Source organism: Acinetobacter sp. FB (assembly GCF_056033405.1).
Window position 1 is genome coordinate 1,305,204 of record NZ_CM148502.1, and the last position, 13,662, is coordinate 1,318,865.

Here is a 13,662-nt window from a genome sequence, read left to right on the forward strand (position 1 = left end):
TTAATTATCCATTGCGCCATAAACGAGCTGGTTTGCAACTCGACGTGTCCAAGTTTTTCCATAGCGTGGCCATGTACTTAAACTGGTGTAATAGTTCAGGCGCTCAGCATTAAACTTCATGAGTAAATCATTGAGATCCGCTTTTAGAATGGCTTTTAAAGTCACTGAACCGATGATCCCATCCTCAGCCATACCAACGGATTTTTGTAATTTACGTTTTGCGGTACCCATGCCTGCGTTAATGGCAAAATCCCAAACCTGAAATACAATCGCAGCATCTAAACTGTCTGCATTGAGTTTGTCCCACCAATCACGTTTATAGATGGCTTTGGCTTGATCAAGAGTAAGGTTTTTGATATCAAGATCAGGATAGGTCATGGCAGAAATCCCGAACTTGGTGCCTTTACAAATCCCTTTACCAATGATGCCCGTTGTCCAGTTGCCACGATCTTTTGGGTCGTCAGTAAATTCACCTTCATGGCCAATCAAACGATCGAATGCTTGTTCAAATGTCAGTTTCATCCTGTCACCTATTTAAACATCGCAGCAAACGCAGCTTTAATTTCACTAATCAGTTCGCTTGGTTTTTTGCCATCTAATAATCGAATGGATTGATAAAAGATGCCGACAAAGAGCAAACCAAATACCGCAAAAAACAGCATCACGACCCCTTGAGCAGGGTGCGAATAATGCGTCAATTGGAAATATTCAATAAAAGCAGCACCGCCATAAAGACTGATGGCCACACTAAATGAAAATTTAATGATTAAGCCTTTGGTAATTTTAAGGCGACCTTCAGCATCAATATCACCACTTAATGTGAGGGCAAAAATTGCCCCAATCACAGCAGCGATGATTTTGATAAACCACGGTAGTCCTTTAATACTAATTGGGTCATTCATGCCCATCCCCTTAATCCCAAAGCTTGAGTGTTTGTGGTGCTGAAGCTTTGGTTAATTCTGGTAATTGTATGGATTGATGTTCGTCTAAAAATATGTGTTCAAGTGTTGAATTGGCTTCAACCAGTGCAGGTAACATCTCGACTGCACTTGAACCGTAATAACGGTAAGCAATCGATTCCAAAGTATCGCCCTGTATAGCGTTGACTGATTTCATATCAGTCGAACTCGGTTGCGAGGGCGGTTGGTCAAATCAGCAATGGTATGTTGAACAATCCTGCGAAGCGCATCGGCTTTGTCTTTTTGATTTTCGCCACGGGCCTGTCCAGTGGTGGTGGTATCAAAATCAAGATTGTCCTCACAAATCAGAGCTGCTGCTTCATAGCTCACAGCTCGTTTATATTTGCGGATCTGCTCATCGGATTCGATTTGCATAAAATCAATATCGCCATTGATGGTATCCATCGCTAACAATATTTTTTCAGAAAGTAAAAGTTCGCCTTTGGATTGATCTAAACGCACCTGCCCAAGCAAGTCCTTAATGCTGATATTTGGGTATTCAGCAATCGGATTTTGTACTTCAGCATCGGTGACAGGTGCGTTTAAAAGCATGGCTTACTCCTTTGGCTTAGCGTCGGTGGACGCAGGATCAGTCCCATCGGCTGTTTGATTAGCCGTTGAAACTGCCTGCGAGCCGACAGTGGCGTCGGGAGACGACTCGTTTGCAGTTAGACGCAATCGTTTTTCAAGCTGCTCTAAATCTTTTTTACAGCCTGCTTTTGGATTGTATCGAAGCGCATTCTTATAAGCTGAAACAGCTTCCATTGGTTGTGCCTGGTTCAATGCATCACCTAAGGCACGATAAATTTTTGCTCGTACTTGATCGACCATTTGTTCGCCATCACCAAGACTGATGATGCGTTCAATTAATGAAGCATTGGCGATCGCAAGATCATCATCATTGATAAAGACTTCAGCACATTGCTCGGTTATGAATTCAGCCGTTGAACGGGTGTAGTCATCAGGCATCACCATGTCATTCAACACAACATATTCAGCAATACGTACTGCCAGTTCAAAATCATTGGCATCACATGCCCAAATCATTAAATAAACTAATGTCGTGTTTTGAGCAGCAGGCGAAACAGCAAGGCAGCCATCGATATAGCCGTAATATTCAGGCAGCCATTCTGCTTTTTTTTCAATACGTTCTTGAACGGATTTTAGTCCACTTAAGATATTTAAATGATTGAACATCCGCAGTTCAACATTTGGAACATTTCCCTGATTTAAAACTTCAGCAGGGATTTGAACTGATTGATCAGGACCTGAATCAAGATCCCAACCAGTGACTACTTTCTGACGTGGATCTAAACTTTGCTGCGCTTTTAAGGCTTTTTCTGCCAACATCTTTTCACGATGTTGGCGCATTGAATTCATACCCATGATTAGTCATCCAGTTCGATGTTTTCGATTAACACGCACTTTGTATAATCTTCAACGACAAAATCCTCGTTGATCGATTGGAAATCCACAGCACGATCCCATTCAGGTTGATCTACGATCGAACGGTTAAAAGTACCGTTTTGGATATAGATCGACAGGTTGTCAGGTGAGGTGATCAAAATCGTTTTAGCAGGGAATTTTGGAACATACATCGCAGGCAACGTTCCAAGCTGCTTATTGGCATAAATGATACGAGCCGCAATTTGTTCGGTTGGATCTTGCTTGACGTTTATTAACGGTAAATATTTATCGCTTAAAATGCCACGGCCACAGATCGCCACTAAGCCGCTTTCACGGTGTTGTTCTGCGATATATTCTTCGATCCCAAATTCAACCAAGCCATCTACAGTTTTGAATTCATGTGCAGCACCAATCTGTGTTTTAAAAACACCGCCACCCACATCAATACCTTTGTAATGTTGCTCAGGCGCATTTTCACGAATTTTTTGCAACCAACCTTTTTTCACATCTTGTAATAATGGATTGGCAGCACGATCGCTCGTTGGGGCACGGAATAAACCATTAAAACCGATACACAATTTGTCTAATGCGATTGCACGAATCACCATTTCCTGAAGCTTTTTCTTAAAGTCAGGATAATGTCGCCATGCATTGAGTAAGAGCCACTTCATCGCCACATCATAGTTGGTTTGAGTGCAATCATACTCATCCACTAAATCCAAACTGCCGACCGCAGTGGGTTGGCGTGGTTGAACATTGGTATTGGTATTGCCTGCGATGGTCGTGCCAATACTTAAAGCAATTTTTTCACCTTTACCATTATCAACAGGCCATATATTGATCAGTTTTAAGAAGTCGGCTTGTTGTTGATAGGCTTGGATAATTTTTTGTGTTGGGGCAGGCAAAACCGCAAAGGTCTCTATTGCACTTTCAACACCGTTTGCACGGGCAATGTCAGCTTTATAAGAATTAAATAACTGACGAGCTGCAGGTTGTAGAACGACTGACATAATTATTTAATTCCTTAGTAATCGACAGTGTTTGCTGTGTTACCTGCATGAACAGGCGGTGGGTTCATTGGGGTTGTACTCATGGCATGGAATTGGTTTTGTAAACCAGTGAGACCCTGAGCAAGCTGCTGTAAAGTTTCTTCAAGATTTGCACCTGGTGCAGCAGGTGGATTTTGGGTGGATTGTTGTTCAGGCGCAGCAGCTGCAGGCGGTGTTTGTACTACTGGGGCAGGTTGTGGAATTGGCGCAGTTGCAGGCGGTGCATTTAATGTTTGTTTTAATGCTCCGACTTCTTCAGCTAAGGTTTTAATTCCAGTCAAACATTGAACTAATCCTTGAGTTAATACACCTGCCAGTTCTTGACTGACTGAGGATTGATCTTGGGGCTTAGCGGTTGGGGTTAATGCTTCTTTGATCTGATCAAGTAAGCTTTTCCCTTCATTTGGATTTTTTTCAGACATGGTGATATAGATCTCCGAATCAGGTTGGGTACTGAGCGAATGTCGATTGTTAGAAAATTTAATGGCTTGTGTACCCAATGAAGCAGGTGTGTCTGTCATGCCTAGGCCGACTTGATAGGCTTTACCAGTCCCTGCAAAGTTGCGATAGAACTCAATCGAAGGGTAAATTTTTTGCCCTTTTTTATTCATCGCCACAAAATTTGGGAGTGCTGATATTTCGTTATAAAGGTGAAGTTTGCCGTTTTCGTCCACGGCTTCAACTTTCAAAATATCGCCATAGGCATTGAACGGTGGTTCAGGCGACCAACCGCCAAAATGTTCGATATTGATCCGACCTGCATAATGCTCAAGATTATAGGTGTCGGCCATTTCTTGAATTTCTTGGCGTGTTAATTCACGCCCATCGACTGTTTGCCCTTCACGAGCAACACGAAAGCGTTTGATTACACGTCCTTCTCCTGGTAGCTCTGCCATTGGTTATTCCACATTCATTTTTTCGATGCTTGAAGTCTGCTTGTTATCGATAAGTCGGTGCAATCTGACCAATCCTGATTAACGCTTATTCAGGAAAGCTTCGCTCAAAGTTTTTTTGTGCTTAAAGCAACATTAAGCACATGACTACAAACACTCCGACGTTCCTAGAACTCATGACCCCAAGACAGCAGGGAAGAATACTTTTCTCGATGGGTATGTCTGTCTCAGAAATCGCCACTCACACTGGGGAAAATCGTTCGACTGTAGAAAGTTGGAAGCAGCGTGATCAATGGTCTAAAACCGATGTTTATGATGAGGTGACAACAGGCTTAAAAATTCGCTATATGACCCTGACTTTTATGGAAAACAAAAGTAATGCGAATTACAAAGAAATGGATGCGATTGCCCGACAGTTTGAACGATGGGCAAAAATTCAAAAATTCCTTGAGTCAGGTAAACAAACGGATCTCAATCCGAATCTTGAGAACAGAAATGCTGCGCCAAAAAAGAAAAAGTTAAAAAACCAAATCACGCTCGAGGACTTGGAGAAATTAGAAGAAGCATTCAACGAATTTTTATATGTCTATCAAGAAGAATGGATGGATGCGATATCCTGGTCTCGAATCTTTATCTTATTAAAATCACGTCAGATTGGTGCAACTTATATTTTTGCGCTTTGGGCGTTGATTGATTTATTAAAAACAGGAAAAAACAAAATCTTTATGTCGGCATCGAAAGCGCAGGCATATCAATTTATTGAATACATCAAAGCCTTTGTTTTGGATGTGATTGGTTTGGATCTCACTGGAGATCCGATCGTCATCAATGGACCAAATGGCCAAGCAACCGTGTATTACTTGGGAACAAATGCACTCACAGCTCAAGGTCGTCATGGTGATGTGATCATGGACGAGTTCTTTTGGATTCGTAAGTTCTTACAGTTTAAAAAAGTCGCTTCAGCAATGGCATCGCAAAAGATGTATAAGCAAATTTATATGTCTACGCCATCCAGTATTTTGCATGAAGCCTATACCTTTTGGACAGGCAAAGACAGCAAACGGAAATTACCGATTGAGATCGATGTCAGTAAGGTCGCACTCAAAGCACCAGTCAAATGTGCGGATCGAAAAACGAGGCAGATTGTCACGTTGACCGATGCTGAAGAAAAAGGCTGTGATCTATTTGATCGTGAAGACTTGCTTGCTGAATATGGCGATGAAGAGTTTGCCAATCTGTTTGATTGTGAGTTTATTGATGATTCAGGATCTTATTTTCCACTTAAAGAAATCATCCCAAACATGGTCGACAGTTGGGAAGTGTGGAAAGACTTTTTCCCGAATCAAAATCCACGTTATGTAGGGGAAGTGTGGTTAGGTTATGACCCTTCATTCACAGGTGACAATGCAGCTTTAGCAGTTATCGCACCTCCACAAACATCGCTTGAGCCTTATCGGATTCTCGAAATTAAACAATTTCAGGGTATGAAAGCCAGTGAACAAGCTTTGTATATCAAAAAGGTTTGCGGACGCTACAACGTGACTTTTATCGGTATTGATAACACTGGTAACGGTTTGGCCGTTGCTGAACACGTTGAACTTTTCTTTACTCAATTGACTCGTTTGAACTATACCCCTGAATTAAAAATTCGCATGGGGCTTCGAGTTAAAGAGTTATTTCAAAAACGTAGACTGCATTTTGATGCAGGTTTGCAAATTGTAGCTAAGTCATTCCTGTCAATCAAAAAAGCCTTAACTGGTGGCGGTGGAAATAAAACACTGATTACCAGTCGAAGTGCTGAAACTGGACACGGTGATATCGCTTGGGCAGTGATGAATGGTTTGGAAAATGCGCCAATTATTCACGTTGCTGATCAATCACATCTTGGCGCACATCAAAGCCGAATCAGAGTATTTAATTCATGAAAATATTGGACAGACTTATTTCGACTGTTTTACCCCGTATGGAGCAGATGTCGGCACATGGATCTGATTCATCTTTAGCGATTGAGCAACCACAAACCAAAATGATGATGCGAAGCTTTGGCGAAGCTGAACCTGTATTGGATGGGCATACATTGTTTGATTATGGCTATTGCCCAGTTTGGCAAGAATGGTACGAGCTGCCGTATGATATTGCAGCGATTGCAAAGATGTATCGTGGTACCAGTCACCATACCAGTGCGATCGTGATCAAGCGCAATATTTTATCAGTGGATTTTATTCCTCATCCTTTGTTAAGCCGACATGATTTTAATGCATTGGCTTTGAACTTAATCACCTTTGCAAATGCCTACGCTCATATTCAATACAATCGTTTCAGGGGTGTTCTAAAAATTACGTCACGCCCTGCGATCAATATGAGAAAAGGGACAGACCTTTTAAGGTTTTATCAAATGGATGGCTTTCAAGGGAAGCAGCACATTTATGAACCTGAGGAGATTATCCATATTGCTGATGCTGATATTGTGCAAGAGATCTATGGCGTGCCTGATTATCTGAGCAGCATTAATGCGGTTTTATTAAATGAAGCTGCGACTTTATTCCGTAGACGCTATTACAAAAATGGAGCTCATGCTGGTTTTATCTTACACATCACCGATGCTATGAAATCTCAAAACGATGTGGATGCATTAGAAGAATCATTACAGAACTCAAAAGGGGCAGGCAATTTTAAAAATCTTTTGGTCTATACACCTGGTGGAAAAGAGAAAGGATTAAATGTAATTCCATTGGCTGAAGTGGCAGCTAAGGATGAGTTTTATAATATTAAGATTGCCAGTCGTGATGATCAGCTTGCAGGGCATCGTATCCCACCACAATTGATGGGTGTGGTACCGCAAAACTCAGGTGGCTTTGGTGATATTGAAAAAGCAGCAAGAGTCTTTTATTTCAATGAGATTGTTTACTATCAAAATCTATTAAAACAAATCAATGATCAACTCGGAATCGAAGTGATTCGATTTAAAGAATATGACTTAATTTCTAGTGTAACAAAGCCATAGATACTTAAATTATATCAATAAACCTATATAAAATATAGATTTATTTCCTTTTTACAATGCCAAGTTTAAATGCTTGGCATTTTTTTTGGCTGAACGAAATGAATAAGCAATCGAATGACTGTGCTGAAAGAATATAACAAGGGCGAGGGGGCAAACGCAGTCTCCTCTCCCGCCTGCCCAGTTCCTAAATGTCTCATTTCTGATGCACAGGGAAAATTCATTCAAGCCTTATGAAATATAAGGCTTAGGGCACTTTTAATAACTTGGTATAGATGCGGTTTGATGCAAACTGATGCAGTTTTTAAAAATATCTAAAATACTAATTATTTCTAAAGTCTAAATGTGTGTTGTTGCAGCGGTGACAGTTTTTTAAATATTAAATTTAATGTATTTAAATATATGATTTATATAAATTTAATTTGTCACTTTCTAGCAGTAACATGAGGTGACTAAAAAATAGAGAACTATAATAATTTATTAATAATCAGTATTTTATATAGTTACAACTTGTCACCTTGAATAGAGGTGACTTGTAACTTCTATGATACTTCATTGTAACTTTTGAATTATTACTATTTATCATTAATAAACATATATATAGATATATAAATATAAATCTGTAACTTTTGTCACCTCTATTTTTGAGAGCCAATAATTCATGGTTTAAATATAATTTAAATCTTAATATTGAAGCTAAATTTTATATTGAGTAAAAGTATATTTTGCGACAAATAAGATGCACTTTTTTATAAAATATTGTTTGTAAAGTGAAAATATAATATTTGACATCGTAGAGGTCTCCAGTTCGAGTCTGGATATACCTACCAAAATATCAATAAAAAAGCCCTAAATTTCTATAATTTAGGGCTTTTTTATTGATATCACATTTGTATTTTTAAATACTCGCTTAAAAGAATAACTAGGTTGAATTGCAATTTAGAATGAGTTTGTTATACTCATTATGCTTGAGTAATTTTTATCAGATACTAGAATCTTGACTCAATCTAATATTGGTGATAATTTCATCAATAAGGAAGTCATATACTATTTGGGATTTAATAGAAATCTTGCCTAAATGAACAAAGATATGACAACCTGAACACACAGCTAACAACGAACGAAACGGTTTAGATCGTTTTTAAAAATGTTCAAGGTTGTAGAAAAGCCCGTTAATCGGGCTTTTTTAATGCCCATCATTTTTAAAACAAATTTACGCTATAGTTTGTCATAAGGATTAGGATAGCGATAGGGAATTGTGATGCTGATATTTATTATTATATTGATTCTTATTGGTTTGATTTTATTGTTCTTTTTTGCCAAGAAAACAGATTCTACACAGGATACGTCTGATTACAGCCATCCATATTCTTCAACAACCTCTTCATGTGATTCTTCTCAGGATAATGTTTCTAGACATTCTGATGAATGTAGTTCAAATGATGATTCGAGCTCAGACTCAAGTAGTTGTGATAGTAGCAGCAATAATGATTAAAAAAAAGCTTGTACCCCTTGAGGGGCAAGGGGTACAAGCTAAACCGAGTTTAAGGTAGATCAAACCAAATCATTTGGCTGTCTTGCAATGCAGTAATGGTTGCAGTTTCATCGAATACTAAAGCATCGCCCGCTTTAACCAAATGATCGGCAATCATTACTTCGCCTGAAATTACATGCACATAGTTCAATTTTTTCTGTGCTGTAATCTCTAAATGTTGATCTTTTTCAATCACTGCTGTTTTTACTTCAGCATTTTGACGAATCGACATTGGCGCAGATGCATCACCAGCAATCAAATGCCATTGGTTTGGATGATCTTTCGGATTCAGTTGAATTTGCTGATAGGTTGGTTCGGCATCTTGCACATTCGGTTGAATCCAAATCTGTAACAGATGCACCGCTTTATCATGCTTGTTCATTTCACTGTGGGTGACCCCAGTTCCAGCACTCATCAACTGCCATTCACCTGCATTGATTTGACCTTCATTGCCCATACTGTCTTTGTGGGAAATGGTGCCATCAAGTACACAGGTCAAGATTTCCATGTTGTCATGGGGATGGGTACCGAAACCATTATATGCAGCAACCGTATCATCATTGATCACGCGAAGGGCACTGACACCCATATATTTAGGGTTGTACCAGCTACCAAATGAAAAGCTATGGTAAGTGTCTAACCAACCTGCTTTGACATGACCACGATTTTCACTACGATGTAGATAAGCATTCATCTTTCATCTCCCAAATTATTGTGTTTTGCTTAATGCTTATATTATCGATTCATAATGAGGATAAATAGTCTTTAATTGCGACATATTGTTCTATAAATGCAATGATTCAGTAATGGGTATTTTCTTGGATAAAATAAAAAAGGCTGAATAAAAATATTCAGCCTTTTCAAATGAGCAAATTAATTTACCCATCTTTTTATTTAGATTTGTTTTCCAATTGAGGAATTGCAGAGCCTTGACCTACAGAAAGCAGACCAGTTTCTGTGTAGATACCCAGTTTTGCACGTGTATCTGTGATATCGAGGTTACGCATAGTTAACTGGCCGATACGATCCATTGGGGTAAACATCGAATCACCTTTCTCCATGGTCAAACGCTCAGCTTCATAAGTGAGGTTAGGAGATTCAGTATTCATGATAGTGTAGTCATTACCACGACGTAATTCTAAAGTCACAGTACCTGTAATGGCTTTAGCAACCCAACGTTGTGAAGTTTCACGAAGCATTAATGCTTGTGAATCGAACCAACGACCTTGATAAAGTAGGCGACCTAAACGTAAACCGTTAATACGGTATTGTTCGATTGTATCTTCGTTATGGATACCTGTTACCAAACGCTCATAAGCAATGTGTAACAACGCCATACCTGGTGCTTCATAGATACCACGAGATTTCGCTTCGATGATACGGTTTTCAATCTGGTCAGACATACCTAGACCATGACGACCACCGATACGGTTCGCTTCAAGAATGAATTCAACTGGATCTTCGATACGTTGACCATTCAATGCAACTGGCATACCTTCTTCAAAAGTAATGCTCACTTCTTCTGGTTGGATTTCAACGTCGTCTTTCCAGAACGCAACGCCCATAATTGGGTCTACGATTTTAATACCCGCATTGAGGTATTCTAAATCTTTGGCTTCATGCGTTGCACCCAACATATTTGAGTCAGTTGAGTACGCTTTTTCTTTTGACATTTTATAGTCAAAGCCGTTGTCGATTAAGAATTGTGACATTTCGGCACGACCGCCTAATTCATCAATAAAGGTTTGGTCTAACCAAGGCTTATAGATTTTGAGGGCAGGATTGGTCAATAAACCATAACGATAAAAACGTTCAATATCGTTACCTTTATAAGTAGAGCCGTCACCCCAGATGTTCACATCATCTTCTTTCATCGCTGTTACAAGCATGGTACCTGTCACTGCACGACCCAAAGGTGTGGTATTGAAGTAAGGAACACCGCCAGTACTAATGTGGAATGCGCCACATTGAATTGCTGCAATACCTTCAAGCGCAAGTTGTAAACGACAATCGATTAATCGAGCTTTGACTGCGCCGTATTGTTCAGCTTTCTTTGGAATTGCATCATAGTCATCTTCATCAGGTTGACCCAAGTTTGCAGTATAAGCATAAGGCTCTGCGCCTTTTTGCTTCATCCACAATAAAGCTGCTGAAGTATCGAGACCACCAGAAAAGGCAATCCCAACTTTTTTGCCTACAGGTACGTGCTGCAAGATAGTTGCATTATCAGTCATTGCTTGTCCTAACATTTATTAGTAAAGACTCCGAATAGGTAGTCTTGAGAATAAAAAATCGGAACTATTGTAACACTTTTCATGGAGCTTGTTTTCCTGAAAGAAAAACTAAGCAGAAAAATTATGTTCTAATACATTTGATTTTGGTTTTTTTAGATTGGAAATCAAAATAGTTACATTACTTTTGACTTTAGTGTCAGCATTTTCTTCAAAAGAGTCATAAACACATATAAAAATTCAGTTAAAGTACTATGCAACAAGTTGCAAAGCCAATAAATACAGAAGGAATACCATGACTAGCTATGCAAATATCTTAAAACCATTACATTTAGGGTTTACGACAATTAAAAACCGTGTAGTAATGGGCTCTATGCACACAGGTTTAGAAGATCGTTTCTTTAATTACCCTAAACTTGCAGCTTATTTTGAAGAAAGAGCAAAAGGTGGTGTTGGCCTAATCATCACAGGTGGTATTTCTCCAAATCGCCAAGGTTGGTTATTACCAGCTGGCGGTACAATGAATAGTTTAATGGATATTCCACAGCATCGTTTAGTGACGCATTCAGTTCATAAGCATGGTGCAAAAATTTTAATGCAAATTCTGCATTCTGGGCGTTATGGCTATCAACCTTTTGTCGTTTCTTCGAGTGCTGTTAAATCGCCAATTTCACCATTTAAACCGCGTGAAATGAGCAATCAAAATATTTTGGATACGATTCAAGATTACGCACGTTGTGCGAGTATTGCGAAGAAAGCGGGTTATGATGGCGTTGAAATCATGGGTTCAGAAGGTTATTTGCTGAATCAGTTTTTAAGCCGACATGTGAACCAACGTACTGATCGTTGGGGTGGTGATATCGAAAATCGTATGCGCTTTGCTGTTGAAATTGTGAAAGCAATTCGTGCGAAAGTGGGCGAGAAATTTATTATTTGTTTCCGTTTATCAATGCTTGATCTAGTGCATGACGGTAATACGATGCAAGAAGTAACGGTTGTTGCTAAAGCATTAGAAAAAGCAGGTGTTACTTTACTAAATACTGGGATTGGTTGGCATGAAGCGCGTGTACCAACGATTGTGACTTCAGTACCTCGTGCAGCATTTGCGGATTACACCGCTTTTGTAAAACAGCATGTTTCTATTCCTGTAATTGCATCAAATCGTATTAATATGCCTGATACTGCTGAAGATATTATTGCTTCTGGTAAAGCCGATATGGTGCAAATGGCGCGTCCATTATTGGCAGACCCATATTGGGTAAATAAAACTGCAACCAATCGTGTAGATGAAATTAATACATGTATCGCATGTAACCAAGCATGTCTGGATCATAGTTTTAAGAATCAACGCGCAACCTGTCTTGTAAACCCACGTGCAGCATTTGAAACAGAATTAGTTTATATCAAAACTAAAAAACCTAAACGTATTGCGGTTGTTGGTGGTGGTGTTGCTGGAATGTCAGCTGCAACAGTTGCCGCAAGTCGTGGTCACGCCGTCACTTTATTTGAAGCAAGTAATGATGTTGGTGGTCAGTTTAATTTAGCGAAAGTTGTTCCTGGAAAAGAAGAATTCCACGAAACCATTCGTTACTTTAAGGTGCAAATCAAGCAAACAGGTGTCGATTTGCGTTTAAATATGCGCGTAAGCCGTGAACAGCTTGAACGAGAAGGTTTTGATGAGGTTATTGTGGCTACAGGCGTAGTTCCTCGCGCATTAAAAATTCAGGGTAGTACTGCACCACAAGTATTGTCATATGCTGAGGTACTTAAAGGTGCAGAAGTTGGACAAAAAGTTGCTGTAATTGGAGCTGGGGGAATTGGTTTTGATGTATCAGAGTTTTTATTAAAACCCCTGCATCAACCACAGCCTCAACCTTTAGCAGAATGGCAGCGTGAATGGGGTGTTGATCCAGATCCTAACTATATCTCTGAAGGTGGGATGCAACGTCCAGAGGTTGAAATGCCAATTCGCCAGATCTATTTGTTACAACGCAAAACTACACCTTTAGGTGTTGGCTTAGGTAAGACTTCAGGCTGGGTTCACCGCGCACAATTGAAAAAGCACGCTGTTCGTATGCTTCGTGGTGTGCAGTATAAAGCGGTGACTGATGAGGGATTATGGGTTGAACATAATGGTCACGATCAATTATTGCGTGTAGACACAATTGTTGTGTGCGCTGGGCAAGAATCTGTAAAAGATTTAATGCCTAAAGATGGTGAAAATACTTTAGCTAACTATCATATTATTGGTGGTGCGAAACTCGCTGCTGAGTTAGATGCGAAGCGTGCAATCCGTGAAGGGGCTGAATTGGCCGCTAAACTCTGATAATTGATGAAACATTATGCATTTGAATACATTGCAGTTAAATTTCTCTTGAATAAAGAGGGCAAGCTTTGTATTCTTACGCACATGGAAGCGTGGCAGAGCGGTTTAATGCACCGGTCTTGAAAACCGACGAGGGTGTGAGTCCTCCGTGAGTTCGAATCTCACCGCTTCCGCCAAATATCTAAATAAGCCCTTGTTTTTACAAGGGCTTATTTTTTGTCTGTTGTTTTACCCCTCAACCTACCCCTCATCAAACTTTGGA

Annotated in this window: 13 protein-coding genes and 1 tRNA gene; 5 read left to right on the top strand and 9 right to left on the bottom strand. The window is 39.7% G+C overall.

The window, feature by feature from the left end; genetic code table 11:
- Genes AC0JIQ_RS06090 through AC0JIQ_RS06120 form a run of 7 tightly spaced genes read right to left on the bottom strand, consistent with a single transcriptional unit; the run spans position 1 to position 4,311 of the window.
- Positions 1 to 522 carry a glycoside hydrolase family 108 protein gene (locus AC0JIQ_RS06090; RefSeq protein ID WP_474202957.1) on the bottom strand — a complete coding sequence of 174 codons (522 nt, stop codon included), beginning with the start codon at positions 520 to 522 and terminating at the stop codon, positions 1 to 3.
- Between the two features lie 8 nt (positions 523 to 530).
- On the bottom strand, positions 531 to 902 hold the full coding sequence (locus AC0JIQ_RS06095; RefSeq protein ID WP_241282971.1) for a hypothetical protein: 372 nt from the start codon (positions 900 to 902) through the stop codon (positions 531 to 533).
- A gap of 10 nt (positions 903 to 912) precedes the next feature.
- The gene (locus AC0JIQ_RS06100; RefSeq protein WP_241340786.1) at positions 913 to 1,116 is read right to left on the bottom strand and encodes a tail protein X; all 204 of its coding nucleotides are present in this window, start codon (positions 1,114 to 1,116) and stop codon (positions 913 to 915) included.
- Positions 1,113 to 1,511, bottom strand: coding sequence for a head completion/stabilization protein (locus AC0JIQ_RS06105; RefSeq protein WP_241340787.1), 399 nt, complete (start codon positions 1,509 to 1,511; stop codon positions 1,113 to 1,115). The genes AC0JIQ_RS06100 and AC0JIQ_RS06105 overlap by 4 nt, the downstream gene beginning before the upstream one ends.
- 3 nt (positions 1,512 to 1,514) lie before the next feature.
- Entirely contained in the window at positions 1,515 to 2,345 is an 831-nt protein-coding gene (gpM, locus tag AC0JIQ_RS06110; RefSeq protein WP_474202958.1) for a phage terminase small subunit, read from the bottom strand.
- Between the two features lie 2 nt (positions 2,346 to 2,347).
- Entirely contained in the window at positions 2,348 to 3,376 is a 1,029-nt protein-coding gene (locus AC0JIQ_RS06115) for a phage major capsid protein, P2 family (protein ID WP_474202959.1), read from the bottom strand.
- 14 nt (positions 3,377 to 3,390) lie between these two features.
- Positions 3,391 to 4,311 carry a GPO family capsid scaffolding protein gene (locus AC0JIQ_RS06120; RefSeq protein WP_474202960.1) on the bottom strand — a complete coding sequence of 307 codons (921 nt, stop codon included), beginning with the start codon at positions 4,309 to 4,311 and terminating at the stop codon, positions 3,391 to 3,393.
- Positions 4,312 to 4,451: 140 nt separating this feature from the next.
- On the opposite strand from AC0JIQ_RS06120, the gene AC0JIQ_RS06125 reads away from it, so the two are divergent.
- From AC0JIQ_RS06125 to AC0JIQ_RS06135, 3 genes are all read left to right on the top strand, one after another.
- On the top strand, positions 4,452 to 6,233 hold the full coding sequence (locus AC0JIQ_RS06125; RefSeq protein ID WP_474202961.1) for a terminase large subunit domain-containing protein: 1,782 nt from the start codon (positions 4,452 to 4,454) through the stop codon (positions 6,231 to 6,233).
- Between the two features lie 47 nt (positions 6,234 to 6,280).
- Complete coding sequence (locus AC0JIQ_RS06130) at positions 6,281 to 7,312, top strand: phage portal protein (protein ID WP_474202962.1); 1,032 nt, start codon at positions 6,281 to 6,283, stop codon at positions 7,310 to 7,312.
- A gap of 1,258 nt (positions 7,313 to 8,570) precedes the next feature.
- Positions 8,571 to 8,804 (top strand): hypothetical protein, encoded by a 234-nt coding sequence (locus AC0JIQ_RS06135; RefSeq protein ID WP_474202963.1) that lies wholly within the window; start codon positions 8,571 to 8,573, stop codon positions 8,802 to 8,804.
- A gap of 49 nt (positions 8,805 to 8,853) precedes the next feature.
- Here the strand turns inward: AC0JIQ_RS06135 and AC0JIQ_RS06140 are convergent, their stop codons facing one another.
- Together AC0JIQ_RS06140 and argG are read right to left on the bottom strand one after the other, a co-directional pair.
- Positions 8,854 to 9,537: a pirin family protein gene (locus tag AC0JIQ_RS06140; protein ID WP_474202964.1), complete on the bottom strand. Its 684-nt coding sequence runs from the start codon at positions 9,535 to 9,537 to the stop codon at positions 8,854 to 8,856.
- A gap of 196 nt (positions 9,538 to 9,733) precedes the next feature.
- Positions 9,734 to 11,092, bottom strand: coding sequence for an argininosuccinate synthase (gene argG, locus AC0JIQ_RS06145; RefSeq protein ID WP_474202965.1), 1,359 nt, complete (start codon positions 11,090 to 11,092; stop codon positions 9,734 to 9,736).
- 277 nt (positions 11,093 to 11,369) lie between these two features.
- Here argG and AC0JIQ_RS06150 point away from each other — a divergent pair, with 277 nt between their 5' ends.
- Together AC0JIQ_RS06150 and AC0JIQ_RS06155 are read left to right on the top strand one after the other, a co-directional pair.
- Positions 11,370 to 13,400 (top strand): 2,4-dienoyl-CoA reductase FMN-binding domain-containing protein, encoded by a 2,031-nt coding sequence (locus AC0JIQ_RS06150; RefSeq protein ID WP_474202966.1) that lies wholly within the window; start codon positions 11,370 to 11,372, stop codon positions 13,398 to 13,400.
- A gap of 86 nt (positions 13,401 to 13,486) precedes the next feature.
- Positions 13,487 to 13,576: transfer RNA gene (locus tag AC0JIQ_RS06155), tRNA-Ser, on the top strand.
- Positions 13,577 to 13,662: the final 86 nt, after the last annotated feature.

Bases quoted from the DNA above. Each gene is read 5' to 3' on its own strand.
- AC0JIQ_RS06095 (WP_241282971.1), bottom strand. From the start codon at position 902: ATGAATGACCCAATTAGTATTAAAGGACTACCGTGGTTTATCAAAATC.
- AC0JIQ_RS06150 (WP_474202966.1), top strand. From the start codon at position 11,370: ATGACTAGCTATGCAAATATCTTAAAACCATTACATTTAGGGTTTACG.
- AC0JIQ_RS06090 (WP_474202957.1), bottom strand. From the start codon at position 522: ATGAAACTGACATTTGAACAAGCATTCGATCGTTTGATTGGCCATGAA.
- AC0JIQ_RS06130 (WP_474202962.1), top strand. From the start codon at position 6,281: ATGTCGGCACATGGATCTGATTCATCTTTAGCGATTGAGCAACCACAA.
- AC0JIQ_RS06120 (WP_474202960.1), bottom strand. From the start codon at position 4,311: ATGGCAGAGCTACCAGGAGAAGGACGTGTAATCAAACGCTTTCGTGTT.
- AC0JIQ_RS06115 (WP_474202959.1), bottom strand. From the start codon at position 3,376: ATGTCAGTCGTTCTACAACCTGCAGCTCGTCAGTTATTTAATTCTTAT.
- gpM (WP_474202958.1), bottom strand. From the start codon at position 2,345: ATGGGTATGAATTCAATGCGCCAACATCGTGAAAAGATGTTGGCAGAA.
- AC0JIQ_RS06140 (WP_474202964.1), bottom strand. From the start codon at position 9,537: ATGAATGCTTATCTACATCGTAGTGAAAATCGTGGTCATGTCAAAGCA.
- AC0JIQ_RS06135 (WP_474202963.1), top strand. From the start codon at position 8,571: ATGCTGATATTTATTATTATATTGATTCTTATTGGTTTGATTTTATTG.
- argG (WP_474202965.1), bottom strand. From the start codon at position 11,092: ATGTTAGGACAAGCAATGACTGATAATGCAACTATCTTGCAGCACGTA.
- AC0JIQ_RS06100 (WP_241340786.1), bottom strand. From the start codon at position 1,116: ATGAAATCAGTCAACGCTATACAGGGCGATACTTTGGAATCGATTGCT.
- AC0JIQ_RS06105 (WP_241340787.1), bottom strand. From the start codon at position 1,511: ATGCTTTTAAACGCACCTGTCACCGATGCTGAAGTACAAAATCCGATT.
- AC0JIQ_RS06125 (WP_474202961.1), top strand. From the start codon at position 4,452: ATGACTACAAACACTCCGACGTTCCTAGAACTCATGACCCCAAGACAG.